General features: G+C 35.3%; 22 protein-coding genes and 1 pseudogene. 22 read left to right on the forward strand and 1 reads right to left on the reverse strand.

From position 1 onward, the window contains the following. Positions 1 to 10 precede the first annotated feature (10 nt). The 12 genes and pseudogenes from PQO01_RS18280 to PQO01_RS18320 all read left to right on the forward strand — a co-directional run bounded on the left by PQO01_RS18280 (position 11) and on the right by PQO01_RS18320 (position 13,363). Positions 11 to 943, forward strand: a complete 933-nt coding sequence (locus PQO01_RS18280; RefSeq protein WP_274315636.1) for a glycosyltransferase family 2 protein — start codon at positions 11 to 13, stop codon at positions 941 to 943. A 2-nt stretch (positions 944 to 945) separates the two neighbouring features. Continuing rightward, on the forward strand, positions 946 to 2,124 hold the full coding sequence (locus PQO01_RS18285; RefSeq protein ID WP_274316153.1) for a glycosyltransferase family 4 protein: 1,179 nt from the start codon (positions 946 to 948) through the stop codon (positions 2,122 to 2,124). A 9-nt stretch (positions 2,125 to 2,133) separates the two neighbouring features. Beyond that, positions 2,134 to 3,483 carry an O-antigen polymerase gene (locus PQO01_RS18290; RefSeq protein ID WP_274315637.1) on the forward strand — a complete coding sequence of 450 codons (1,350 nt, stop codon included), beginning with the start codon at positions 2,134 to 2,136 and terminating at the stop codon, positions 3,481 to 3,483. Continuing rightward, the gene (locus PQO01_RS18295; RefSeq protein ID WP_274315638.1) at positions 3,477 to 4,700 is read left to right on the forward strand and encodes a glycosyltransferase; all 1,224 of its coding nucleotides are present in this window, start codon (positions 3,477 to 3,479) and stop codon (positions 4,698 to 4,700) included. The genes PQO01_RS18290 and PQO01_RS18295 overlap by 7 nt, the downstream gene beginning before the upstream one ends. Next, positions 4,700 to 5,647, forward strand: a complete 948-nt coding sequence (locus PQO01_RS21685; protein ID WP_420792924.1) for an acyltransferase family protein — start codon at positions 4,700 to 4,702, stop codon at positions 5,645 to 5,647. Before PQO01_RS18295 ends, PQO01_RS21685 begins: the two co-directional genes overlap by 1 nt. Beyond that, the gene (locus PQO01_RS18300) at positions 5,644 to 6,780 is read left to right on the forward strand and encodes a glycosyltransferase (protein WP_274315639.1); all 1,137 of its coding nucleotides are present in this window, start codon (positions 5,644 to 5,646) and stop codon (positions 6,778 to 6,780) included. Before PQO01_RS21685 ends, PQO01_RS18300 begins: the two co-directional genes overlap by 4 nt. Continuing rightward, entirely contained in the window at positions 6,780 to 7,316 is a 537-nt protein-coding gene (locus PQO01_RS18305) for a WcaF family extracellular polysaccharide biosynthesis acetyltransferase (protein ID WP_274315641.1), read from the forward strand. Before PQO01_RS18300 ends, PQO01_RS18305 begins: the two co-directional genes overlap by 1 nt. Beyond that, positions 7,313 to 8,125: a glycosyltransferase family 2 protein gene (locus PQO01_RS18310; RefSeq protein ID WP_274315642.1), complete on the forward strand. Its 813-nt coding sequence runs from the start codon at positions 7,313 to 7,315 to the stop codon at positions 8,123 to 8,125. The genes PQO01_RS18305 and PQO01_RS18310 overlap by 4 nt, the downstream gene beginning before the upstream one ends. Beyond that, the gene (locus tag PQO01_RS21690; protein WP_420792925.1) at positions 8,109 to 8,498 is read left to right on the forward strand and encodes a VanZ family protein; all 390 of its coding nucleotides are present in this window, start codon (positions 8,109 to 8,111) and stop codon (positions 8,496 to 8,498) included. The genes PQO01_RS18310 and PQO01_RS21690 overlap by 17 nt, the downstream gene beginning before the upstream one ends. Then, a pseudogene (locus tag PQO01_RS21695) lies at positions 8,479 to 9,477 on the forward strand (acyltransferase family protein). Before PQO01_RS21690 ends, PQO01_RS21695 begins: the two are co-directional and overlap by 20 nt. 103 nt (positions 9,478 to 9,580) lie before the next feature. Beyond that, positions 9,581 to 11,341 (forward strand): acyltransferase family protein, encoded by a 1,761-nt coding sequence (locus tag PQO01_RS18315; RefSeq protein WP_274315643.1) that lies wholly within the window; start codon positions 9,581 to 9,583, stop codon positions 11,339 to 11,341. Between the two features lie 48 nt (positions 11,342 to 11,389). Next, the gene (locus PQO01_RS18320; RefSeq protein ID WP_274315645.1) at positions 11,390 to 13,363 is read left to right on the forward strand and encodes an acyltransferase family protein; all 1,974 of its coding nucleotides are present in this window, start codon (positions 11,390 to 11,392) and stop codon (positions 13,361 to 13,363) included. 21 nt (positions 13,364 to 13,384) lie between these two features. On the opposite strand, the gene PQO01_RS18325 is transcribed toward PQO01_RS18320, so the two are convergent. Continuing rightward, on the reverse strand, positions 13,385 to 14,551 hold the full coding sequence (locus PQO01_RS18325; RefSeq protein WP_274315647.1) for a nucleotidyltransferase domain-containing protein: 1,167 nt from the start codon (positions 14,549 to 14,551) through the stop codon (positions 13,385 to 13,387). 119 nt (positions 14,552 to 14,670) lie between these two features. Here PQO01_RS18325 and galE point away from each other — a divergent pair, with 119 nt between their 5' ends. The 10 genes from galE to PQO01_RS18375 all read left to right on the forward strand — a co-directional run bounded on the left by galE (position 14,671) and on the right by PQO01_RS18375 (position 24,920). After that, positions 14,671 to 15,624 carry a UDP-glucose 4-epimerase GalE gene (galE, locus tag PQO01_RS18330; protein WP_274316154.1) on the forward strand — a complete coding sequence of 318 codons (954 nt, stop codon included), beginning with the start codon at positions 14,671 to 14,673 and terminating at the stop codon, positions 15,622 to 15,624. 745 nt (positions 15,625 to 16,369) lie between these two features. Further along, complete coding sequence (gene mntA, locus PQO01_RS18335; RefSeq protein WP_274315648.1) at positions 16,370 to 16,744, forward strand: type VII toxin-antitoxin system MntA family adenylyltransferase antitoxin; 375 nt, start codon at positions 16,370 to 16,372, stop codon at positions 16,742 to 16,744. Further along, positions 16,741 to 17,151 (forward strand): type VII toxin-antitoxin system HepT family RNase toxin, encoded by a 411-nt coding sequence (hepT, locus tag PQO01_RS18340; RefSeq protein WP_274315650.1) that lies wholly within the window; start codon positions 16,741 to 16,743, stop codon positions 17,149 to 17,151. The genes mntA and hepT overlap by 4 nt, the downstream gene beginning before the upstream one ends. 783 nt (positions 17,152 to 17,934) lie before the next feature. Continuing rightward, complete coding sequence (locus PQO01_RS18345; RefSeq protein ID WP_274315651.1) at positions 17,935 to 18,183, forward strand: AbrB/MazE/SpoVT family DNA-binding domain-containing protein; 249 nt, start codon at positions 17,935 to 17,937, stop codon at positions 18,181 to 18,183. Continuing rightward, positions 18,180 to 18,578 (forward strand): PIN domain-containing protein, encoded by a 399-nt coding sequence (locus tag PQO01_RS18350; protein WP_274315652.1) that lies wholly within the window; start codon positions 18,180 to 18,182, stop codon positions 18,576 to 18,578. Before PQO01_RS18345 ends, PQO01_RS18350 begins: the two co-directional genes overlap by 4 nt. Before the next feature lie 505 nt (positions 18,579 to 19,083). After that, entirely contained in the window at positions 19,084 to 20,037 is a 954-nt protein-coding gene (locus PQO01_RS18355) for a UDP-glucuronic acid decarboxylase family protein (RefSeq protein WP_274315653.1), read from the forward strand. 234 nt (positions 20,038 to 20,271) lie between these two features. Beyond that, entirely contained in the window at positions 20,272 to 21,390 is a 1,119-nt protein-coding gene (gene gmd / locus PQO01_RS18360) for a GDP-mannose 4,6-dehydratase (RefSeq protein ID WP_274315654.1), read from the forward strand. Positions 21,391 to 21,931: 541 nt separating this feature from the next. Then, positions 21,932 to 23,305, forward strand: coding sequence for a nucleotide sugar dehydrogenase (locus PQO01_RS18365; RefSeq protein WP_274315655.1), 1,374 nt, complete (start codon positions 21,932 to 21,934; stop codon positions 23,303 to 23,305). A gap of 426 nt (positions 23,306 to 23,731) precedes the next feature. Next, on the forward strand, positions 23,732 to 24,115 hold the full coding sequence (locus PQO01_RS18370) for a GxxExxY protein (protein ID WP_274315657.1): 384 nt from the start codon (positions 23,732 to 23,734) through the stop codon (positions 24,113 to 24,115). A 43-nt stretch (positions 24,116 to 24,158) separates the two neighbouring features. After that, complete coding sequence (locus PQO01_RS18375) at positions 24,159 to 24,920, forward strand: glycosyltransferase family 2 protein (RefSeq protein WP_274315658.1); 762 nt, start codon at positions 24,159 to 24,161, stop codon at positions 24,918 to 24,920. The last annotated feature ends 346 nt before the right edge of the window (positions 24,921 to 25,266 follow it).

Raw genomic sequence — 25,266 nt, forward strand, 5'->3', positions numbered from 1 at the left:
GTTAATCAATATGAAGATAAGTATAATTATACCTACATTCAATCGTGCACAATATTTGAAAGAATGTTTTGATTCGATTATGAAACAGAACTTTCACGCCTATGAAGTTATCTTAGTAGATGATAACTCTCAGGATTCGACCTTAGACTTTTGTGAATCTCAAAAAAATGTTTTTCAAAAAAAACAAATAAGTTTAGTTATTTTGAAATCTGATAAAAATAATGGCGCACAAGTAGCTCGTAATCGTGGGATTAAAGCATGCTCAGGTACACATTTAATGTTTATGGATTCTGATGACGTCTTAAAAAACGATGCTCTACAGAAATTCAAAAATGCTTTTGAAAAAAACAAAGTTGACTTTGTTTACAGCCAAGTTATAAAAACGTCCTCTGACTTAACTCCTCTAAGTTCGCAAGTGGTGGGTGCACGATATAACCAAAACTCGAAAGAGTTGAGTGGATATCATTGGCAAACTATGGGTGCAGTATATACTCGAGAGTTAATTGAGAAAGTAGGTTTATGGAATGAAGCTCTCACAGGCTCACAAGACTGGGAGTATCAGGCTCGAGTTAAAATACATGCTCGATCGTCATTTTTTATAAATGAAGTGCTTGCTTACTGGCGGCAACACGACGGAGAACGTGTTGGCACCTCAAAATTCAGAGCTGATTATATCCAGAGTGTAATTTTAGCTTGTGAAAGTATAAGAGCACATGCGAAAAAATACGGTTTGAATAATGCCACATTAGAATGGTCCTTAGCAAAACGTTTATGTTTACATGCATTAGAATATAAGATTAATGACTCGAAAAACTATAACGATGTATCAAGAATCATTTCAACTTACAAACAATTAAATTGGTTTCAAAGAATATTACTCAATCTATTAATTAAATTACCCAAGCCCATAGCATCTATCTTTTGGCAGAGATGTGTTAAGTGAAGATGTGGATTTGTTCGCAGATAGAAGCTAGAGAGCATTATGCCATACCTAGAATGCTCCATAAAAATGGGCAATTAGATTCTCTATATACTGATTTCTGGTGTTCAAATTTTTGGTCAGTAACAAATTTTATGCCAAAGCCATTTAAGGCTTTAGGTAACCGATACCATGATGACTTAGCTGATACAAAAGTTTACAAAACAAATTTGAACTCATTAACCTGGAAGTTATACCAGAAGAAATATTTGAATCAATACCAATATTTCCAAGATCGAGGTGAAAAATTTTCGCTAAATTTACAAAGGAAATTTAAAAAACGTGACCTTTCTCATATTAGTCACTTTTTTGGCTACGATACTGGTTTTTTAGAAGCCGCTTCCTATTGTAAATCACAAGGGCTAAAAACTGTCTTAGGACAAATGGATCCCGGGATAGTTGAACAAGAACTAATCTATCAGGAAAGAAAAAAATGGCCTGGGTGGGAAGAAAAGTGCGAAATTGTACCCAAATTTTATAATGATAGAAGAAAAAAAGAATGGAAAATCGCTGATGTCATTGTTGTTAATTCTAGATGGTCACAAGACGCACTCATAAAGCAAGGTGTTGAAAAAGAAAAAATCAAAATCATTCCTCTTGCATATGAAGCTTCTCAAAATTTTAAAAATAGAAAACCTCCAATAAAAACGATACAAAAACTAAAAGTTTTGTGGCTTGGTTCAGTGATATTACGAAAAGGTATTCAATATCTACTAGAAGCTGCAAGAAGCTTACCAGAAATAGAGTTTACTATTGCTGGCCCCGTACTTATAAACGCTGAGATAGTCAAACAATCCCCAACAAATATAAAATTTCTTGGGAAGGTTGAACGCCATACAACTGAAGCATTATACTCATCTCATGACCTCTTCATTTTACCCACACTCTCCGATGGTTTTGCCATAACACAAATCGAGGCTTTAGCTCATGGACTTCCTGTAATCGCAACCGATAAATGTGGTAGTGTTGTTAAGCATGGGACAGATGGTTTAATCATTAAAAGTTCCAGTTCTGAAGCTATACAAAGTGCACTCATTACTTTAAACAAAGATCGGTCAATGTTAAAACACTTACAAAGTAACACTTTATTTAAAGCGCAAAACTATAACATAAATAAAGTTTGTGAATTTTATAAAAACCTCTAGACACATATTATGACACCTCTTCCATTTATGTTTTTTGTTAATATTCTTACATGCATACTTTTATCTATAAACATACTTGTTAATTGGAAAAAACCTTTAGCCATCATACGCTTAACAATAATTGCCACAATCAGTTTTTGGTATCTCGGGGATATAATTTACACAGACAATAATTTAATCAATGATAATCATACTCCACTAAGCATTGAAACCTCTCTAATGCAAATTTTCATTATTTTGGTATCCTACTTCATTATAAGTAGTTTATTCGAAAAAAAACTTTATATGAAAATTAGTCTTTCACAAAAAGACGCTATAAAAGTTGAACAGCAAAATCACGAACAAGACCTTATAAAGATATTCTACTTTATTTTATATTCATGGTTGATTTTGTTTTTTATCGCTCAATATAACTCAGGATTTAAAGTAGTTGCAAGCATTCTCCCCCCTCTTAGTGACGACTACGTAAACCTATGGCGTAGAGGTCGTTTCGGGGGTGCCATGGGCTTTCTCATTTCTACAGGAGGTTATATACACATATTTCTTTCTTCCATGTTTGGACTTTTCTTTATCATAAGCAAAAACAGAAAAATAAAAAAATATAGTTTAATCATGATCTGTCTTTCATGGCCCTATTTTTTCTTTGGCGTTGGTCGTAATATCATGTTAGCCGTTTCTCTTCCTGGCATAATAGCTTATATAATATTTTATAAACATAGTAAAGTACAAAAAACTCTCATATTATTTATCCTTTTGATATTTTTTCATATATGGTTTTCCTTTGTACTTAGTGCACGTAAATCAGGCGTTGCCCATACTTTTAAACACCAAGGAATCGATGCTTCATCATACGCGAATAAAAAACACCTTGGTTTAGATATGTTTAAAGAGCTTTGTTACATTAATGAATTTATAAATCGAGGGGATATTGAATTAAAATGGGGCCAAGGCTATCTTGCACAAGCTCTTAATATTGTCCCTCGAGCGATTTGGCCTAACAAACCTGCCATTGGTATAGATTATTCGCTACTAAGAGGCGCTACACTCAGCAGCGAAAACGAAGTTAGTCATACCGTCTCTTTAGGTTTAATCGGCCAAGGAGTTATTGAATTTGGCCAATACCTTGGTTGTTTTGTAGTCGCATGGTTACTATCAATTTGGTCGTATTTTTTATCACACTTTTGGCATAAAAGGTACAACATTTTATATCTCACCTTATTTCTTGTAGGCTTGAGCTTAAGTTTTAATTGTGGTAGAGAAATCACCTTACTTGTTTTGTTCCCATTTATATTTGGCTTTATATTTCTCAAATTCTATGAGAAACAATCTCGTTCACGAAACAGAGTATTAGTATGGTAGGTTTAATGTTTCACCGCTTTGGCCCCTACCATTTAGCACGATTACAAGCTGCTATAGATTCTTGTAATCAAAAGATAATTGGTTTAGAGTTATCTCAATCTGACTCGATCTATAAATGGGATAAAACTCAAAGTGAATTACCAATTATCACTATTTTCGAGCGGGAAGATATTTTAAAAATGCCTGGCAAAAAAATATACAAAGGTATAAAAAACACTATAAAAAAGCATCAATTAAGTGCTCTTGCAGTCCAAGGTTGGACACCTTGGGGTATTGCGGGAATTTTAGCCGCCCGCGATTTAAATATTCCCATTATTTTAATGTCCGAATCCAACCAACATGATTTTAAACGCCATCCTTTAAAAGAATTTCTCAAAAAGCTAAGTCTAAAGTTATGTGATACTGCTCTTGTTGGTGGAGAAAGCCATAAAAAATACCTCATGAGTTTAGGCTTCCCTACTAAGCACATTTTTAAGGGCTATGATGCTATTGATAATAAATATTTCCAAGATCAATCTCAGCAAATTAACTATTCAATAGAAAGCACCGAAATTAAATTAGGCCTTCACAAAGGTTTTTTTCTTTCTTCTAATCGCTTTATTGAAAAAAAGAACCTTTTTAGACTCATTGATGCTTACAGTAAATACCGACAAAAAAAATCTTCACCACAAAATTTAGTTATGTTAGGTGATGGTGAGCTGAAAAATGAAATCCTATCTTATATTCAAGAAAAAGAGATTCCCTATTATACTCACAAATCATCTTCAATGTTAAATGACTCAGAAGGTTTCATCTACTTACCTGGTTTTATGCAATATGATGAATTACCTTTGTTCTATAGCCTCGCGAAATGCTTTGTTCATGTTAGTACAACCGAACAATGGGGCTTAGTCGTCAATGAAGCCATGGCCTCAAGTCTACCCATCATTCTTTCAAAAACATGCGGCTGTTCTAGTGAATTATTTGACGGTAACGGCTACCTCATTGACCCCTATTCGGTCGACGAAATTTTTCAGGCTCTCCAACAAATTGATGACTTGTCTACAAAAGAACTTATGAATTTTGAAAAACAATCAAATTCGATAATTGAAAATTGGGGGCCACAAAAATTTGGGTCCTCGTTTAACAAAGCTCTCGGTGCTGTTCAAACATCTTCAAGTGATAGACATATAATCATAAAATATATACTCAAATCATATTTGCAGTTAATCAAGTAATGGTTCATGCCGTTAACATAGGACGACTAGGAGCAGCTATTGCCATTCTTTTTCTCCATACAGTACTGGCATCTAAATGGGGTTCATACGGAAATATTGGTCGTTTTGCAGTCCCATTTTTCACTATTACTTCTTGTTATTTCACCTTGAACACGGCATTAAGTAGCTCATCTTTTAAGGAATTTATTTACAAACGCATTAAAAAAATTTATTTAGTTTTTTTAATTTGGAACTGCATCTATTTTTTCATTCGCTTTTGTACCTACGAAATCCTACTGAAACAAGATGCATCACTCCTATTTGAAAATTTTTTTATGATTTTATTTATCAATGGCTTTGCACATCATTTATGGTTTTTACCCTTCATTTTCATTTGTTCAATAGTCCTCTACCTCAGCACACGATATCTACGTAAAGAAGGTGAACTCACATGGTTTTGGCGCATTTCATTTTCTATATTAATTCTTTTATCATATCATTTTGATTTATTAATTAACCTCAGTAGCAACTACGTTTTAATATTATCACATAATACTTTACCAGCTCTTGCTGCTTCCTTTTTAATAAAAAAAAATAATCGAATCGCACAATATAACTCTATGTTATTATTTCTTTTTTTGTACTTATTTTTCAGCTCATTATTTATCAAATATAGCTACATAGTCTATAATTTGAGCGGAATCATTTTATTTGTTTATTGCTTGAACTCACCATTAATATTATCCAAGAAACATAGTAAAATTGTTTCTACAGTAAGTTTTGGTATTTACCTCAATCATATCTTATTTGTAGAAGGCATTCAAAAAATATCATTTAAATTTTTTAATCTAAAAGATACTTTCAGTACTTACCTTTTAATTTTCATACTAAGCCTGCTAATGTCGGTATCATTTTGCTTTATTGTAGATAAGTTGAAATTGAAAATTCTAAATGGAGTCGTTCAATGAAAATTGCACAATTAACGCCTTCTTTATCTAATGCAGGTGGTGGTGTCTCAAAAGTTGTCATTGAGCTAGCCTCAAATTTAAAAAACAATACTGATGTATTTATACATTTATTTTCATCCGATAAACCTTGCTTAAACGAAGTTCATATTCAACACCATTTTTCAAAACCACATGGCCCAAAAAGTTTTTCATTTTCCAATGAACTCACCTCTCAACTATTAAATTTTTCTCCTGATTTAATCCACCTACATGGTATTTGGATGTATCACCAATTGGCATCATTTCTTTGGCAAAAAAAGACCAATAAAGCTGTAATTATAAGTCCCCATGGTATGCTTGACTCATGGGCTATACAAAATTCGAAATGGAAAAAATGGCTTATCAGTAAATTATTTGCCAATCGTTCACTTCAAGCCGCCAATTGTATTCATGCCTTATGTGAAGCAGAATACCTTGCAATAAGAAATTATGGAATCACTGCCCCCGTCTGCATTATCCCTAATGCCGTCGATCTCCCCAAAGCCAGCTCTTATCAACAAGCTCCTTGGAATCAAAACAATAAAAAAACCTGTCTTTATCTTGGACGTATACACCCAAAGAAAGGTCTTATCAATTTAATTAATGCTTGGGACAAAAAACTTCTCGAAAATTGGCAACTAATCATAGCCGGTTGGTCGGAAAATGATCACGAACAAGAAATCAAAGACTTAATTAAATCAAGAAGCTTACAAACTGAGATTATCCTCATTGGGGCTGTCTTCGACAAAGATAAGCAAGCTGCCTATCAAAATGCTGATGCCTTTATTCTTCCTTCATACAGTGAAGGTTTACCTATGACTATTTTAGAAGCGTGGTCATATAAACTGCCAGTTTTAATGACCGAAGCCTGTAACCTTCCAGAAGGCTTTGAAAATAATTGCGCCATTAAGATTGCTCCTTCTACATCCTCAATAGAGAAAGGCCTAAATGAGCTCGCTTCGATGTCTCCTCAAGAACTAAATTCTATGGGAGAAAAATCCTTTAAATTAGTAAAAGAGCGCTTTACATGGACATCCGTTTCATCTACTTTTCACTCTGTATATAAATGGTGTATTAATGGTAAAAACATCCCCGATTGTGTAAGGTTAAACTAATGGACATTATAAGTAATCGTGAGGCTCGTAAATATTCAAATAAAGAAATGGTTCTACGAATTTTATGGTCATATATAGGAACAATTTTGTTTAGAATGAGCTTTAGAACAATGTTCAAATGGAGAAATTTAATTCTCTCTCTATTTGGAGCAAAAATCGGCAAAAATGTACATATTTATAATACGGCATCAATCTACTTTCCTTGGAACTTAGACATCGGAGATTACTCTGCTATTGGTGAGAGTACTCAAATATATAACTTAGGAAAAGTCACTATCGGACAACATGTAACCATTTCCCAAAATTCACACCTATGTGCTGGTTCGCATGATTATCATACTTCCGCAATGACTTTAACAAAACTCCCCATTAAAATAGAAGATAATGTTTGGGTCTGTACTGACTCATTCATTGGTCCCAATACAAATATCAAGAAAAATTCTATCATTGGTGCTAGAAGTGCTGTTTTTAAAAATGTCCCCCCAAACCAAATATGGGGAGGAAACCCTGCTAAATACCTAAAAGATCGAAAATGAACAGTCCTCCAGTCACTATTGTAATCCCCGTTAAAAATGAAGAAAAAAACATTGCAAAATGTCTCTCACAACTAAGGGCTTTTTCCGAGGTCATTGTAATAGATTCACACAGTACCGATCAGACTCCTAAAATCGTAAAACAATTTGATCGTGAGCTTATCAATTTTGAATGGAATGGTAAATATCCCAAAAAGCGAAACTGGGTTCTACAAAACGTTAAAATATCTAATCCATGGGTATTATTTCTTGATGCGGATGAATACATCTCTGAAGAATTTACTGAAGAGCTCCGCAAAAAAATTACTAGCTCAAGCAAAAATGCATATTGGCTTACTTACCACAATTATTTTTTTGGTTCATACCTTAAACATGGTGACGCTTTCAAAAAACTAGCTCTTTTTAAAGTTGCTTATGGAGAATATGAACGAATACGCGAGGACTCATGGAGCCATTTCGACATGGAAATTCATGAGCACCCCATAATTAAAGGTGAAATTGGCGAATTTTCAACGTCTATTAAACATGAAGATTATAAGGGAATGAAGGCCTATATTACAAAACACAATGAATACTCTGATTGGGAAGCTCATAGATATTTCTCTATTCAAGAAACTTGGTCTCAACTTACAATTCGCCAAAAAGTCAAATATTACTTACTCAACACTTGGTTTCTAGCACCAGCTTATTTTGTATATTCTTATATCTTGAAATTTGGTTTTATGGATGGAAAAAGTGGTTTCATTTTTGCCCTTTTAAAAATGCAATATTTTTGGCAAATAAAGATCAAAATAGATGAATTCAAAAAATAAAATTAAGTACTCTATAAAAGGCTCAACAATATTAATTTTTTTATTAATTACTTATTTTTCATTTTTACCTGGTACATCACTACCAATTTCATATGGTAAACTCATTGAAAAATATCCAAATATCGACCTCTTCATTCATGCCTTTGTCTTCTTTTTCGTATATTTGATTACTTACCTTAGTTTTAATGTTCCAAAAGAGAAAATTTTTGTTCTGACTATATTTTTATCTACTTTACTAGAGATCTCTCAACCTGTCTTCAGTCCAAAGAGACTATTTACAATTTCTGACCTCTTATCAAATTATTTAGGAATTCTCCTTGCCTACCTAATTATTTTTTTTAAATCAAAGAATTATGAAATTTCAAAAACTTGAAGCCATTAGAGGCTTTGCTGCTATTTATGTGGTTTTGCATCACACCATACCCAAAGGAGTAGTATATTTTAGTTTTGACTGGTCACATCTATTTTGTTTTGGTCAAGAAGCCGTCATAACATTTTTTTTGTTATCAGGATTTGTCATAGAATATTCCTGTTCTAAAAAACCTAATCAAAATTTTCAAACATACTTTTTGAAAAGATTTTTAAGAATTTAGATCCCTTTATTTTTTGTTTATCTCATTTCTTATTTTTGTCTCTACCTTCAATCAAAAAACCACCCTGTAATTGAATTCAAACAATTGTTTGCGAACTTATTAATGCTACAAGATTGAGACTCTTTGAAACCCAATGTAATTACTACTCCACTCTTTGGTAATGCTCCTCTATGGTCATTAAGTTATGAATGGTGGTTTTACATGCTTTATTATCCATTAACTAAATTCATCCCAAAAGATAAGCAAAATCAGTTTGTTTATACAATTTGTATCTTTGCTTGTATTTGGTACATCATTAGTCATTCGTTTATACCTAGAATATTATCTTATTTTGTAATTTGGTGGGCGGGTGTTCTTATTGCTAGAAAATATATTAAAAATCGAACACATTGTTTACAACACTATAAACCAATCCTAACAATACTAGTAATCTGTACATCTATATTATCTATCTCAATTTTTAAAGAAGAGCTAAAAGGAATTGGGATCCACCCTTTACTTGAACTTAGGCATTTTGCTTTTTCAGTAATAATTATCTTCATGGCCTTATTATGGGCCAAATTTAAATGGAAGTACTTCAATAATTTAATCCAACCATTTTCCTTGCTTGCCCCAATTTCATATGTACTCTATATAGCCCATTTTCCTATCATGGATCAGTTACCCTCTCCTTTTTCAGGAGTCTTCAAATGGCTTGTTTCATTTACTCTACTTATTATAATTTCCTTTACTATTGAACTTAAAAGTTATACCCAATAATTGTCAAAAAAATTAAACCATCTAAAACTCTGTAAATATTAGTACTATATAAATATTCTGCTAATATGTGTGAGTAATTTACAACAATAATTACATAACAACTATGAAATACCGCCCTGAAATCGATGGCTTACGAACTTTAGCTGTTAGTTCTGTTCTTTTATTCCACTTAGATAAAAATTATTTCCCTGGAGGTTTTTTAGGTGTAGATATGTTCTTTACAATCTCGGGTTTTTTAATAACATCAATTATATTAAATAAACTTGATGACGATTCATTTGTTATAAGTACGTTTTTCCAACGTCGAATAGCTCGTATCTCTCCTTTATTTTTTCTTGTCATGAGCTTAACTCTCTTAAGTGCTAGCATAATCTATGAAGAAAAAGATTTTGCCTCTAGCGGAGCAAATGCCTTGGCTGCATCTTTATCAGTCACAAACATAAAACTTCTATTTCAAGGAAGCTATTTTGAAATATCTGAAGATGCACAACCATTTTTACACTATTGGTCACTCTCTCTTGAAGAACAATTTTATTTAATATTTCCATTACTAATGATTTATATATATAAAATAAATTCAAATCAACCCCACAAAAAGAGAAAAATCACCTTCAAATATTTAAGTGTTTGTTTTACTCTTAGTTTAATTTTTTATCTTTACCTTGTAGATACACGACCCAATTATGCATTTTACTTACTACCGTCTCGTGCCTGGGAATTGCTAGCGGGGTCTTTACTTGCAATATATAACTTTAAATTTATTCCAAAGTGGGCCGTAATTTTACAAACCTTAGGGCTCTACCTGATTTTCATCTCTTGTTTTTTGATTCAACCTGAATCAAAATATTTTGAATATGCGAATTTTATAGTAGTACTTGGCACTATACTCTTATTAATCAATACGACAAAAACTACTTTTATCAATCAAATTTTGTCTAATCGAACGATAGTATATATAGGTAAATTATCGTTCTCATTATACCTATGGCATTGGCCCGTATTCTCCTTTGTTGATTATAATTTTTTTTTAGAAAGCACCGCATATAGAACATTTCTAAAAATCATTATCACGCTAGTTTTAAGTCTATTATCATACCATTTTATTGAAATTAAATGTCGGAAAATTCTTAATAAGCCACAGCTAAAAACACAGGTATTTGTGGGCTTTATCAGCCTTACTTTTGCTTTCTCTTACCTTGGTTACCACATTCGCTCTGAAAACTATTTTAGCTCACAATTAGAAATGGTTAAATATGGTGGTGTTGAGTTCAACAGTGAATATAAAAAATCAATTACTGTTATTGGAGATTCTAACGGTTCAATGTATAGAAGTGTGTTTAAAGATATTTCAAATAAATTGGGTTATAGATTAAATATGCTTACCGTTGACGGCAAGGACCCATTTCAGGGACAGTTTAAAACTGATTCTCTAGAGTTTCTTAGAAAGAATAAACCTGAATATGTGATTTATGTTACTTTATGGTCACGAAAAAAGAAACATGCCTTCACATTTTTAGAAGAGTACTTAAGCAATTTAGCTTTAGATTCAAAAGTAATTTTAATAACTCAAATACCTATTTTGCCTATTAACGCAAGCAGGGAAGAAATAAGAAAACATGGACTAAAGCAATTTCATGAAGATAATGAGCATGAAATTAATCGTAAAAAAGTGAATTTAGACATATTAAAATTCAAAAGCGAAAACATATATATTATTGATGTAGATAAATATTTTCTAAATATAAATGGCTCTATAAATTTTTTAAGTAATGATAATCATCTTTTATATCAAGACTCTACTCATCTATCTAGATCAGGTGCTCAAAAAATAAAAACAGAATTAACAAATCTCATTTTAGATTAATTTCGTTTTTCTCCATTCCTTCAACAAAACAAGTATAATTAGTTAACAATGTCAAGTATATATTATCGTCCAGAAATTGATGGTTTAAGAGCCATTGCCGTAATTGCCGTTGTATTATTCCATGCACACCTGGGTTTTCCTGGTGGCTTTATCGGTGTTGATGTATTTTTTGTAATTTCTGGTTTTTTAATTACCTCAATTATAAAAAAAGAGTTTGAAAATGGAGCTTTTCTTTTTTCTAATTTCTTTGCCCGACGCATAAAAAGAATACTTCCTGCTGCCTGTTTTATGATTCTATGTACTCTTTTTACTAGCTATCACATTTTAGAGACTACAGCCTTTATGGATGTTGCAAAATCATCAATAGCTCAATCAACAATGCTTGCTAACATCTATTTCTGGAAATTTAGTGGGGGATACTTTGCAGCTTCAACCGAACTTCAACCGTTATTGCATATGTGGTCTTTATCAATAGAAGAGCAATTCTACATATTCTTTCCTTTAGTTATAATTCTCATTCTTAAATATAAGCCAAAATGGCTTAATAAAACTTTATTTATCTTAATTTTCAGTTCGTTTATACTTTGTTATTACGCCACTAATAACCACCCATCAGCTTCATTTTATTTACTCCCTACGCGTGCATGGGAGCTAATGTGTGGAGCATTACTAGCACTAAACCCTTCTATACACTTAAAATCAAAAATTCAAGCAGAAATAACATCTTTTGTAGGACTAGTCATAATAATTACAGCTATGTTTGTCTTAAATAATGAATCTACTTTCCCTGGAGTAAATGCTTTGGCTCCGGTTTTAGGAAGTCTTATGTTCATTTTAGGATCAAATAAACAATTAACTATCGCAAGTAAATTGTTATCTAATAAATTTTTAGTTTTTGTAGGACTAATCTCTTATTCTCTTTACTTATGGCATTGGCCAATATTGGCTTTTAGTAAACAAATTTTAATCACCCCTAACTCTTTATTTACTCGAATAATTTGTGTAGTTATATCAATACCAATAGCAATACTGTCGTGGAAATATATTGAGACACCTTTTCGTAATAGTAAAACACTAAAATTAAACTCAAATGCTACTAAAATAGGTTTAACTAGTACGTCCATTATAATTATAGTTTCATGTTTTATATTGAAACTCAAGCCTTCTCCCGAATGGAGTAAGCAGTATCAGGTTTTTTCCCAAGACATTAATTATACCGGTGAAGAATATAGTGATATTAATTTGAGTGGAAAAACTTCAATCGGCAATTGCGATAAAAAACAAATTGATTTTGCAATATGGGGTGACAGCCACGGCCTTGCCATAGCAAGTCAAGCCGAAGATCTAGCAAATATATTAAACCTGAAAGGAGCTTTATATTTGCGAAACGCTAACATACCTGTTATAAATTTAAAACACCAAATGGCTCAATTTGATATGATAAATTATAACCAAAAAGTGGTTAAAGAAATTTTAGAAAAAAAGATAAAACACGTAATTTTTATATCACGATGGACTTGGTATGTAAATGAAAATTCACTTGAGAATGCGCCCACTTTAGTTACAGATAAGCTATCCGAACATAAAGAGTTAAACAGTGCAAATTCAATTAAAGCCGTTAGCTTTCATTTAAATACAATGGGAAAATTATTGAAAGAAAATGGTGTAAAAGCATATATTATAAAACAAGTTCCTGAAGCAACATCTCTTAAAGTAGCTCATGACTTTTATCTATTTAAAAAATTCCCAAATTTAAACAACAATTTCCCTCAATTCACTACAAAATATGATCAATTTCTTATACAACAACAAAACTTTAACAGAGTATTAAATAACCTCGACTTAAGTTCATACATTGTGATAGATCCATCCGTACAATTCTTTCAAAACCCCGAAAAATCTCTAGAAATCTATTCTAATCGATCTCACTATAGAGATAACGATCATTTAACAAAATTTGGAGCAGAAAAATTTATGCGACCACACCTTAAAAACATATTACTTCAACTGCCTTTAGAATAGGCATAAATCCTTTAGATCAAGTCAATTTATATTATCAACATTTTTGTAATGTTTTATAACCCTTTGCAAATAAAAGAACGGCCTTAGTAAAAAATACATAAAATAAAATTGAGGTCGGAAATTTATGCTCCTCCAATCATCTACATTATACAGAAGTTTTTTTAGGCATTGATAATAATTGGGCTTTTTAGGCAAAGTCGATATAAATACAACTCTTTTAACACGTAAAGTCATACTATTTGCCTTATGATTTCTTGAAGCAACGTAATCTTTTGCATAGGAATTCAATTTCAAAACTTTTTTACTTGATGGCATTGATTTTAATTGATTAGGAATGGGTGTATCAAAAATATGTTGACATAAAATCAGTGAAGCTAGTAAAAGTTCTTCGACTTCTTTTTCAACTGCTAGTTTATATACACAATCCCAGTCAAGTTCATTCTTTTTAAGATAAGTCGCTATATCGTATAGCCATTGTAATCGTTCCCATAAATGCCCACATCCATGAATACATAATTCAATAAAGTCATTTTCATTTTTCAAAACTTTTAAGTTTGTTTTCCCTATCTGTAAATCATCGAGATTATAACTATTTAGTAACTCAGGATCATAAAAGTGAGAGCTCAAAGAACGCGTTAATTCTACTGTGATACTTTTTTCATAATGCACGTATGTAAGTTCATGTGAAAGTGATAAATGAACCTCCATCCTTTCAAATTTAAAACCATCAAACTCTAAGCGTAAATATCCATTATCAATCATTATTTGATCGGCTTTTTTAAAGTCTTCAAAGTGAATCAGAAGATCTATATCTCCTGCATAGCGCTGTCCAAAGTCACCATAAAGTTTTTTGGAAAGAATCACCCCCTTGACAGGGATAAAACTTAAATCAGACTGATTAAATTTGTTTTTTAAAAGTACTAATTCATTAACATGCTTAAGTGCTCTTAAGGAATTATTTTCCTGATAAGATTTGAGCTCATTTAACAAGACATCTGAGAAAGGCAATCCAAATTTTTTAATCAAGTGATAAGCACTACCAACAACTTTATGGCGCTTAAGCCAGAAAATAAACTCATTTTCATCTAAATTATCCGGAATAATAAATTCAGTATTAGGCTTAAATTCTAAAGAAAGAATTTCTATAATTAATTTTAATTCTTTGGGACACTCAGTTCTAAAACGCATAATTACAAAATTTTAATTTCATTTGTAGCTAATCTACCCCATAAATTAACAATGAAAGCAATAAACTTACAATAATAAGCTTAAAGTGCATATAAAAGTACAACCATACTTATAGCTACATAGTTAGCCATGCGGTACTCGCCCTCATTGAACAAGGGCACCAGGTAATTGTCTTAGATAACCTCGTTTATGGCCACCGTGAAATAGTCGAGAATCTAGCTAATGTAAAACTTATTATTGGTGATATTGGCGACAAGACCTTAGTAAGGCAAATTTTCAAAGATAATCAAATTGATGCGGTGATGCATTTTTCTGCCTATGCCTATGTAGGTGAATCAGTGAATAAACCAGCTAAGTATTATCAAAATAATGTGGTCGCCACAGTCAATTTACTCGACTGCATGATTGCTGCTAATATTAAGACATTCATTTTCTCGAGTACTTGCGCTACTTATGGAATACCCGAATCAGTTCCCATCACTGAAGACATGCCTCAAGAACCTATCAATCCCTATGGCGCAACAAAGCTTATGGTAGAGCGCGTCTTGGCCGATTATGATGTGGCTTATGGCCTCAAGTCAGTAATTTTTCGTTATTTCAATGCAGCGGGTGCTGATCCACAAGGCCGTGCTGGAGAAAATCACGATCCAGAAACTCACCTCATCCCCCTCGTCTTAGAAGCTGCGGCAGGAACGCGAAAAGACATTTCTATTTTTGGGACGGATTACCCCACTGAAGATGGCACATGTATCCGCGATTATATTCACGTCAGCGATTTAGCCGACGCCCATCTACTGGGGTTAGATTATTTACTTGCTGGCAATGAATCAAATCAATTCAATCTCGGCAATGCCAAAGGCATCTCGGTTAAAGATATTATTACGACGGCAGAGAAAGTTACTCGAAAATCGATTCCAGTTTGTGAAGAAGAGCGCCGTGCGGGTGATCCTCCTGCCTTAGTGGGGTCCGCAGATAAAGCTCAAACTATCCTAGGATGGAAGCCAAAGTATCCAGATGCAGAATCAATGATCAGCCACGCTTGGAATTGGATGCAGGGGTGCGCTTCGCGCTGAGATGGTAGAAGTAAGATCGTTCACAAGCGAAATTAAAGAAGTAAGACCGCTGCGCTGATAGAAGTAAGATCGTTCGCAAGCGAAATTAAAGAAGAAAGAAGAAAGAAGAAAGAAGAAAGAAGAAAATTTGACCACAGATTTAACTGATTAAACAGATGGGGTGCTAAGCTCCAATTTTAAATTATGAATTCTTAATTTTGAATTGAAAAGATTTAAACCACGGAAGACTCGGAATGTGAGTAAGCTAAATAGGATAGTAGCTATCGCTTGGGAGAGGAACATAATTCCTTGGGAGTGCTCGTCCCGAGCTTGTGGAGCAAAGCAGAGCTTCTAGACAAGCCGAAGGTCCTTATCAAGCCGACGGCACTATCAGACCGAAGATCCTTATCAAACCCTCTGCGACTTAGCGACTTAGCGTGAGATTATCATTAATCAAGTATCCAATAATGCGGGAAGGATTCCCGCGCTCCCAGCAAAAGGTGATTTTTAATTTTTAATGGTGAATTTTGAATTTTTAATTGAAGAGATTTGAACCACAGATTTAACAGATAGTACATATTAAAAAACGGAAGAATATTTGGCGACTTGGCGACTTGGCGTGAGATTATTAATAATCAAGTATGCAATAATGCGGGAAGGATTCCCGCGCTCCCAGCAAAAGATAATTTTTAATTGAAATTATATGTAGCCATGAGTTCGGGTACGTAAATTTGTAATCCAATTATCCAAGGCTAATTTTAAGACCATGAAGATAAATATAAAGTACATAATTGATGCTCTACAGGTTTTTAAGCCTGATGGAATTATTTTATTTGGTTCTCACGCCAAAAATTGTGCCCGTAAAGATAGTGATATTGATATTGCGTTTTTAAGTTCGCAGTCTTTCACGGAGTATCAGATTTTTTCTAAAGCTGAAGAAATTGCTAGTGAACTAAATAGTGATATTAACCTTATAGATCTAAAAAATACTAGTACTGTCTTTGCCTACAACATCCTAACTACTGGTCAAATTTTAGAAATCAATAATGATTACCAATGGAATCGTTTTTCTTATCTCACCTATAGTCTCTATGCCAAGCTCAATGAAGAACGTCAAGAAATCCTGACTTCAGTCTCATGATTGATGACGTTAAATACAATAAGATCAATACAATTGAGCGATGCCTTAAACGTATTGATGAAGAATACCAGAATAGTCATACTCGGTATAACAGTTCATTCACTATCCAAGATTCAATTGTTTTAAACTTACAGCGTGCCTGTGAAGCCTCAATAGATTTGGCTATGCATCTTATTGCCCAAAGAAAGCTGGGGATTCCACAAACATCTCGCGATGCTTTCAAAATCCTCGAAGAAAAAACTCTAATTTCTTCCCAATTAAGTAAAGAGCTTCAAGCTATGGTAGGTTTTCGAAATATTGCTGTTCACGATTACCAAGAACTTCAGGGCCCCATTGTCTTAGCTATTCTCGACAAGCATTTATCAAGTTTCAATGATTTTATCCAAGAAATGACTTCTATTAAGTAAGACCGTTCGCAAGTGAAGGGATAGACCGAGCTGAAGCTCTGATAGATCGCTGCGCTGATAGAAGTAAGAAGAAAGACCGCTGCGCTGATAGAAGTAAGATCGTTCGCGAGCGAACTGATAGACCGAGCTGAAGCTCTGATAGATCGCTGCGCTGATAGAAGTAAGATCGTTCGCGTGCGAACTGATAGACCGAGCTAAAGCTCTGATAGATCGCTTCGCTGATAGAAGGAAGATCGTTCGCGAGCTCACTGATAGACCGGGGATTCGGGGATTTGGGGGAGATAAACCACAGATCATGCGGATATGAATACTGGTTATTTGTGTATTTGGTAAATCGAATAACTGTTTCTGAAATACTCCATCCAACAATGAAGCATATTAAATCTATTTCTCTGGCGACTTAGCGCCTCTGCGTGAGATTATCATCAATGAGGTATCCAATAATGCGGGAAGGATTCCCGCGCTCCCAGCAAAAGACAATTTTTAATTGAAAGGATTAGAAGCACGAATTGGATGAATGATTCTAGAAGTAAGATCGCTTCGCTGATAGAAGTAAGATTGTTCGCGAGCGAACTTAAAGAAGAAGGAAGAAGGAAGAAGGAGAAAGACCGGGGAGTCGGGGATTCGGGGATTCGGGGAGTCGGGGAGTCGGTTAATAGAATAAGTAAGTTTAAGCACGGATCTAGCGGATGAAACGGACATAAACACTGGTTCTGCAAAAAGATTGATAAAAACAGAGATGAGCATTACCTTAAAGTAAGAAATTAAAAAAAGGTAAGAATCATGGCATTAGCAACAATTACTACTAAAGGGCAAGTAACAATCCCTAAAGATATCAGAGAATACTTACACCTTCATCAAGGTGACAAAATTGAAATTGTCGCAAATGATAAAGGAGAAGCAATCATAAGACCTATTTCTAAAAAAGTAGATGACCTATATGGAATCTTGAATAGACCTAAACAAAAAAGTGTTTCTGTAGAAGAAATGAATGAAGCAATTAAAAATAGGTTTAAAAATAAGTTTTCATGATCGCAATTGATACAAATATTCTTGTTAGATTTCTTCTTAGTGATGATAAAAAGCAATCAGAAAAAGTATACAAATTTTTTAAAGATACAGAATCTAAAAATGATGAAATACATGTTCCTATTCTAGTTATTATTGAGCTATTATGGGTTATAGAATCTGTTTATGAAATAGAACGAAAAGATATAATAAACTCTTTAGATCAATTAATATTAATGCCTATTTTTAATTTTGAGCATTTATCTGCAATTCAAGAATTTGTAGTTGATGCAAAAAATAATAATTATGATTTATCTGATTTATTAATTGCACATACAGCACCGAATAGCAAATGTAGTTTTATCATTACTTTTGATAAAAAAGCATCCAAACATGACTTGTTTAAACTCTTGAAGTAAAAAGTAGAACCAAGGGGTCGAACTGATGGTATAGCTGCGCTAAACTCAACAGCCCTATCCAATCTAAAATCACAGCTCATCCTCAGCGTTATTTGTCTATTTGAGGAAGCGAATAGCTGTTTCTAAATTCGAACTTTTGATAAATGACCACTTCTTTTAAAAAATTCTGCGACTTAGCGTCTCTGCACGATAATGATTTAAACCACGGAAAGTTCGGAAAAGCACGGAACTTAATTTAGTTATTGGCTTGCACCTGATAAGGAAACGGAGCTTCTAAGGAAGTGCGCAAAGCGCTTGGAAGCGAGCTGAAGCTCTGAGAGGGTGACGCTTGGGGAGCGCTCGTTCAGAGCTGCCAGTGAGGCACGAACGCTAACAGCACGAACTGAGCTATCAGTGAGGCACGAACGCTAACAGCGCGAAGCGCATTAACTTCAATCTTGATATATACAATAAACAATTTATAATTCATTATTTAAAATTTATAATTATCCAAAGGAGTCCCCCTATGGCAAAAAACATACTCGTCACTGGCGGTGCCGGTTTTTTAGGTTCACATCTCTGTGAACGCTTAATCAATGAAGGTCATAATGTCATTTGCCTCGATAGCCTGCAGACTGGCTATAAACAAAACATTGCCCACTTGCTACAACACCCACGTTTTGAATTCATTCGTCACGATATTTGTGATCCGATTCGTTTAGAAGTGGAAGAAATCTATAACTTGGCTTGCCCTGCCTCTCCTCCCCATTATCAGAAAAACCCCGTGGGCACCACCAAGACCTGTGTATTGGGCTCGATCAATATGCTCGGCCTTGCCAAGCGCAATAACGCGAAAATCCTCCAGGCATCGACTTCCGAAGTTTATGGCGACCCAAAAGTTCACCCACAAGTGGAAGAATATCGCGGCGATGTTAATCCCATTGGCATCCGCGCCTGCTATGACGAAGGCAAACGCTGTGCGGAAACTTTGTTTTTCGATTACTACCGCCAGCATGGCACACGCATCAAAGTCATGCGTATCTTCAATACCTATGGTCCAAAAATGGATCCCGATGATGGTCGCGTGGTGAGTAACTTCATTGTCCAAGCTTTACAAGGCAAGGATATTACCATCTATGGAGACGGCTCCCAAACCCGTTCTTTTTGCTTCAAGGATGACTTGCTCGATGGCATGCAAGCTTTGATGAATTCAGATGATTCAATCACGGGACCCATCAACATCGGCAACCCCATAGAGTTCACTATTAAAGAACTCGCCGAAGCGGTGATTGCACAAGTGGATACCACAAGTAAAATTGTTTATGAGCCGCTTCCCTCCGATGATCCCACTCGTCGCAAACCCGACATTTCTAAGGCCAAAGAAATTTTAGGCTGGGAACCCAGCATCAAACTCGAAGAAGGCTTGAAGCCGACTATTGAGTATTTCGCAAAGCTTCTAGCTGGGGAGATTAGTCTTTAGACCGTTCGCAAGCGAACTGCAAGAAGCAAGACCGAGCTAAAGCTCTGAAAGAAATAAGAGGGGACCACAGATTATACAGAGTTCACCACGGAAAGCACAAAAGACAGGTATGTGGTTAAATCATAGCCAAATAGCCAACAATTACCTCCAAAAATAATAAATAACCTACCAATCTGTGTAAATCTGAGTAATCTGTGGTTAGATATTTTTAAAGACGATAGAAGGAAAAAAACTATGAAGAAAAAAGCACTTATTACGGGCGTTACGGGCCAAGATGGTTCTTACCTCGCCGAATTTTTACTTGAAAAGGATTACGAAGTTCACGGAATCAAACGTCGGGCGTCTTCCTTTAATACTGAACGCGTCGATCACATCTACGAAGATCCCCATACGGATAATCGCAACTTCATCTTGCATTATGGCGACTTAACCGATTCCTCCAATTTGATTCGCATTATCAAAGATATTGAACCCGATGAAATCTATAACCTTGGTGCTCAATCTCATGTAGCAGTTTCTTTTGAATCGCCAGAATACACGGCTGATGTGGATGCCATGGGCACTATTCGCCTGCTCGAAGCGATTCGCTTGCTCGGTCTCGAAAAGAAAACTAAGTTTTATCAAGCTTCAACTTCTGAGCTCTTTGGTGATGTGCGAGAAACACCCCAAACTGAAACCACGCCCTTTTACCCGCGCTCTCCCTATGCGGTTGCCAAGATGTATGCCTATTGGATTTGCGTCAATTACCGTGAAGCTTACGGAATCTATGCTTGTAATGGTATTCTCTTCAATCACGAATCACCCCGCCGAGGTGAAACTTTTGTAACGCGTAAAATCACCCGTGCGATTGCTAATATTGCTCTTGGCCTCGAAGACTGCCTCTACTTAGGCAATATGAATGCCCTGCGCGACTGGGGACATGCTAAGGATTATGTGCGAATGCAATGGCTCATGTTGCAACAGGATACTCCCGAAGATTTTGTAATTGCCACTGGAGTGCAATACTCGGTTCGTCAATTCGTTGAATTTGCAGCTGCCGAGCTCGGCATCAGCATCGAATGGCAAGGAAGTGAAGAGCAAGAAGTGGGCATTATTAGTGCTATTGCAGGCGATAAGGCTCCTGCACTCAAAGTCGGACAAAAAATTGTGGCTGTGGACCCCAAGTACTATCGCCCCACTGAAGTAGAAACCCTACTCGGCAACCCCGCTAAAGCGAAAGAAAAACTCGGATGGGTACCGGAAATCACTCTTAAAGAAATGGTGGAAGAAATGGTGCAAGTCGATTATGGTGAAGCTCGAAAATCCGCCATCCTCAAAGATCATGGTTACACGGTGAGTGTGGCGAAGGAGTAAGCCAAGGGAACCTTGGCGATAGCGCTTCACTGATAGATGTATGACCACAGATCTGACAGATAGTGCAGATTTAAGTACGGAAGAATCGGAAGCGTACCGGAAATTCGGTTAATAGAATAAGTTAGTTTAACCACAAACCTAAGGGATGAGACCCATGAGTCGCTAAGCTCCAATCTTAAATTATAAATGTTAAATTTTTAATTGAAAAAGAATATCATCCGTATAGATCTGTGTAATCTGTGGTTGAACTCTTATTTTTCTGTACTTAGTAAAAAATTTAAATTACATCTCGCAAAGTCAGTATGATAATTTAGTAGATAGAATTAATGTCTTATCTATTAAACCTATTAACTTCATAAAATCACTTAAGAAAAGCCTATAACAGCCGAAGGCGATAACAGCCGAAGGTGCTTAGAGCTAGCTAACTACTTAAAAAGCCTTTTTGAATCTTAGCTCGTTCTTTCATCTTTCATCTTGATCTCTAGTCTAAACAATTTATAATTCATCATTTAAAATTTATAATTATCTATTGGAGTCCTCTGTGTCAATAAAAAATATCGTTTGTATTGGAGCCGGCTACGTCGGTGGCCCCACTATGTCAGTGGTTGCTCAAAAATGTCCTCAGTTAAATGTCACTATTGTAGATCTTAACCAAAACCGTATTGATGCTTGGAACTCCGATTCTCTACCTATATATGAACCTGGGCTAGAAGCCGTGGTTCAGGAAGCACGTGGACGCAATCTCTTTTTCTCAACTGAAATCGAGGCTAACATTGCCAAAGCCGACATGATCTTTGTCTCAGTTAATACACCCACAAAAACTTTTGGTAAGGGCGCTGGAGTTGCTGCCAACTTAGAATTTATCGAAAAATGTGCACGTACCATTCGTGAACATGCTAGCAAAGATCTCATTGTCGTTGAAAAATCAACTTTGCCTGTCAGAACGGCGGAAACACTCGAGAAAATTTTGCATTCAGGTGATTCTAAATATCATTTCGAGATACTTTCGAACCCAGAATTTTTAGCTGAAGGCACTGCTGTAACTGACTTACATGATCCCGATCGTGTGCTTATTGGTGGTGGACAAGATGAACTCGGTTTAGCTGCCATTCAAAAACTCGTAGATATCTATGCAAATTGGGTTCCTCGTGAGCGTATTCTCACTACTAATACCTGGTCATCTGAACTCTCTAAACTCGTTGCCAATGCTTTTCTTGCCCAGCGTGTGAGTTCCATCAATAGTATTTCAAGCCTCTGTGAATCAACTGAAGCGGATGTTGGTGAAGTGGCTCGTGCGATTGGTATGGATTCTCGCATTGGTCCTAAATTTCTCAAAGCCTCGGTTGGTTTTGGCGGTTCCTGCTTCAAGAAAGATATTCTCAACTTGGTCTATATCTGCCGCACTTATGGTCTCAGTGCAGAAGCTGATTACTGGGAACAAGTGACTCTAATGAATGAACATCAGCAATCTCGCTTTGTTGATAAACTTGTCAGCACAATGTTTAATACTGTGTCCGACAAGAAAATTGCTGTTCTCGGCTTTGCTTTCAAAGCTGATACGGGTGATACACGTGAGTCACCTGCTATTCACGTTGTCAATGAACTCGCTGAAGAGCATGCTCGCGTCACGGTTTCTGACCCTCAAGCCCTGGGCTATGCGAAAACTGATTTAGCTGGACTTGAAGAATTTGTTACTCTCGAAGAAGATCCCTACAAGGCCTGTGAAGGCGCTGATGCGGTCTGTATCCTGACTGAATGGCAACTCTACAAAGATTTAGATTACAAGAAGATTTACGAGAGCATGAATAAGCCAGCCTTTATCTTTGATGGTCGCAATATTGTCAATCATCAAGAGCTCTATGATATCGGCTTCAATGTTTACCCCATTGGTAAGGGGCAACTCTCTCATTTGTAATATAAATAGTTCAACCACAGATCTAACAGATAAAGCAGATCAAAAAAATATTTTTGAAGGTTTTATTAATACATTCTAGCACTTAAAAGTTAGAATCATTAATAAATTCATAATACCTAATAATTCAATCTAAGTGAAATTAAATCGGTTTTATCTGTACAATCCGTGGTAGGGGTAGTTTGTGTTGAAGAAATAAATTTTAACGGTTGATAAAGTTTATTTAACCACAGATCTAACAAATAATACAGATTAAGAGTGAATCTAAATTATAACTTTTCTGCACCCCCTTTGTTACTCAAAGTTTGGAAAACTTAAACCTTATTTCAAGTTATTTATAGACTATAAAGAATCACACTAGTCTAATCAATTACAAAAAAAAATCTGTACGATCTGCTAGATCTGTGGTTACTAAGTTAAAGTATTATTATGAAAAAAGAATTTTTACATAAAGATGAAACATACAAAATTATTGGAGCTTGTTTTAAGGTCTACAATCAACTAGGCCATGGATTTCTCGAAGCGGTTTACCAAGAAGCCTTAGAGCTTGAATTTTCAAGGTGTGGCATCCCTTTTAGGCCTCAAGAACCAATACAGATTTTCTATTCTGAAGTTCCACTAAAGCAAAAATATATTCCCGATTTTATCTGCTATGATAAAATCATTTTAGAATTGAAAGCTTGCCATACTATTGATGAATCTCATCGTGCACAACTGTTTAACTATCTTAAAGCTACTAAACTGAAAGTAGGCTATGTCATTAATTTTGGGGCGAAAGATGAACTCCAATATGAACGTATCATTTGTTCCTAATCGTATCTGTATAATCTGCTCGATCTGTGGTTAAAAAATAAATATGAAAATATCAATCGTTACCATTTGTTATAATAATGCTAAAGAAATGAAGTCCGCAATGGATTCCATTCTTGGGCAGACTTATAAGGATATTGAGTACATCATTGTAGATGGTGCATCAACAGATGGTACTCAGGAACTTGTTCAATCCTATGGTGATCGAGTTTCGCAATTCGTCTCTGAGCCCGACAAGGGACTCTATGATGCCCTCAACAAGGGCTTCCGCATGGCAACAGGTGATTTTATTGGCTTGATGCATTCAGATGATATTTTTGCCCACAGTCAAGTTTTAGAAAACATCTCTGAACTACTGAAAAAGACAAATGCCGATGCACTTTATGGCGATTTACAGTACGTCGACAAAGACGACGTGGATATCGTCAAACGTCAGTGGATGAGTGGAGACTACGACAAAAGTAAGCTCAAAAAAGGTTGGATGCCTCCCCACCCGACGCTCTACTTACGTCGAGAAATTTACGAAGAAGTCAAACTTCCAAATGGTGAGTACTTTGACACCTCACTAAAAATTGCCGCCGATTACGACTTTATGATGCGCATCCTCAATAAATATGATATCAAACCCGTATACCTTGCCGAAGTCACGGTTAAGATGCGCGTGGGGGGAGCTTCCAATCGCAATCTCAAAGCACTCATACGCAAATCCAAAGAAGATATGCTCGTCATGCGTCGCAATGGACTCAATCCTTGGACTACCCTCTTTTGGAAAAACATTAAGATCTTTAAGCAGGTTTTTAAGAGATGAGACCGAGCTAAAGCTCTGATAGAATCGCTATACTGAAAGAGCCAAGATCGTCCGCTAGCTCACTGATAGATCGGAGATTCGGGGAAGCGGAGATGTTAGAAGTCAGACCGTTCGCAAGCGAACTGATAGATCGCTACGCTGAAAGAGCTAAAACTCAAAACACGGATCGGTCGCTGCGCTCCAATTTTTAATGATGAATTTTGAATTTTTAATTGAAGAGACTTAAACCACGGAAGAATCGGAAGTGTAAGAGCAATTTAATTTTTAATTATGAATTTTTAATTGAATAGACTTGTACCACGGATGGCTCGGAGAGGCACGGAATGTGAGTTAACTAAATAGGATA

Origin of the sequence: Lentisphaera marina, assembly GCF_028745505.1 — a bacterium.
Taxonomy (GTDB): Bacteria; Verrucomicrobiota; Lentisphaeria; order Lentisphaerales; family Lentisphaeraceae; genus Lentisphaera; species Lentisphaera marina.

Coding starts and splice junctions, on each gene's coding strand:
- PQO01_RS18290 (WP_274315637.1), top strand. CDS start 2,134: ATGACACCTCTTCCATTTATGTTTTTTGTTAATATTCTTACATGCATA.
- PQO01_RS21685 (WP_420792924.1), top strand. CDS start 4,700: ATGGTTCATGCCGTTAACATAGGACGACTAGGAGCAGCTATTGCCATT.
- hepT (WP_274315650.1), top strand. CDS start 16,741: ATGATTGATGACGTTAAATACAATAAGATCAATACAATTGAGCGATGC.
- PQO01_RS18300 (WP_274315639.1), top strand. CDS start 5,644: ATGAAAATTGCACAATTAACGCCTTCTTTATCTAATGCAGGTGGTGGT.
- PQO01_RS18355 (WP_274315653.1), top strand. CDS start 19,084: ATGGCAAAAAACATACTCGTCACTGGCGGTGCCGGTTTTTTAGGTTCA.
- PQO01_RS18345 (WP_274315651.1), top strand. CDS start 17,935: ATGGCATTAGCAACAATTACTACTAAAGGGCAAGTAACAATCCCTAAA.
- PQO01_RS18315 (WP_274315643.1), top strand. CDS start 9,581: ATGAAATACCGCCCTGAAATCGATGGCTTACGAACTTTAGCTGTTAGT.
- PQO01_RS18375 (WP_274315658.1), top strand. CDS start 24,159: ATGAAAATATCAATCGTTACCATTTGTTATAATAATGCTAAAGAAATG.
- PQO01_RS18325 (WP_274315647.1), bottom strand. CDS start 14,551: ATGCGTTTTAGAACTGAGTGTCCCAAAGAATTAAAATTAATTATAGAA.
- PQO01_RS18295 (WP_274315638.1), top strand. CDS start 3,477: ATGGTAGGTTTAATGTTTCACCGCTTTGGCCCCTACCATTTAGCACGA.
- gmd (WP_274315654.1), top strand. CDS start 20,272: ATGAAGAAAAAAGCACTTATTACGGGCGTTACGGGCCAAGATGGTTCT.
- PQO01_RS18320 (WP_274315645.1), top strand. CDS start 11,390: ATGTCAAGTATATATTATCGTCCAGAAATTGATGGTTTAAGAGCCATT.
- PQO01_RS18305 (WP_274315641.1), top strand. CDS start 6,780: ATGGACATTATAAGTAATCGTGAGGCTCGTAAATATTCAAATAAAGAA.
- PQO01_RS18350 (WP_274315652.1), top strand. CDS start 18,180: ATGATCGCAATTGATACAAATATTCTTGTTAGATTTCTTCTTAGTGAT.
- mntA (WP_274315648.1), top strand. CDS start 16,370: ATGAAGATAAATATAAAGTACATAATTGATGCTCTACAGGTTTTTAAG.
- PQO01_RS18280 (WP_274315636.1), top strand. CDS start 11: ATGAAGATAAGTATAATTATACCTACATTCAATCGTGCACAATATTTG.
- PQO01_RS21690 (WP_420792925.1), top strand. CDS start 8,109: ATGAATTCAAAAAATAAAATTAAGTACTCTATAAAAGGCTCAACAATA.
- PQO01_RS18370 (WP_274315657.1), top strand. CDS start 23,732: ATGAAAAAAGAATTTTTACATAAAGATGAAACATACAAAATTATTGGA.
- PQO01_RS18285 (WP_274316153.1), top strand. CDS start 946: ATGTGGATTTGTTCGCAGATAGAAGCTAGAGAGCATTATGCCATACCT.
- PQO01_RS18310 (WP_274315642.1), top strand. CDS start 7,313: ATGAACAGTCCTCCAGTCACTATTGTAATCCCCGTTAAAAATGAAGAA.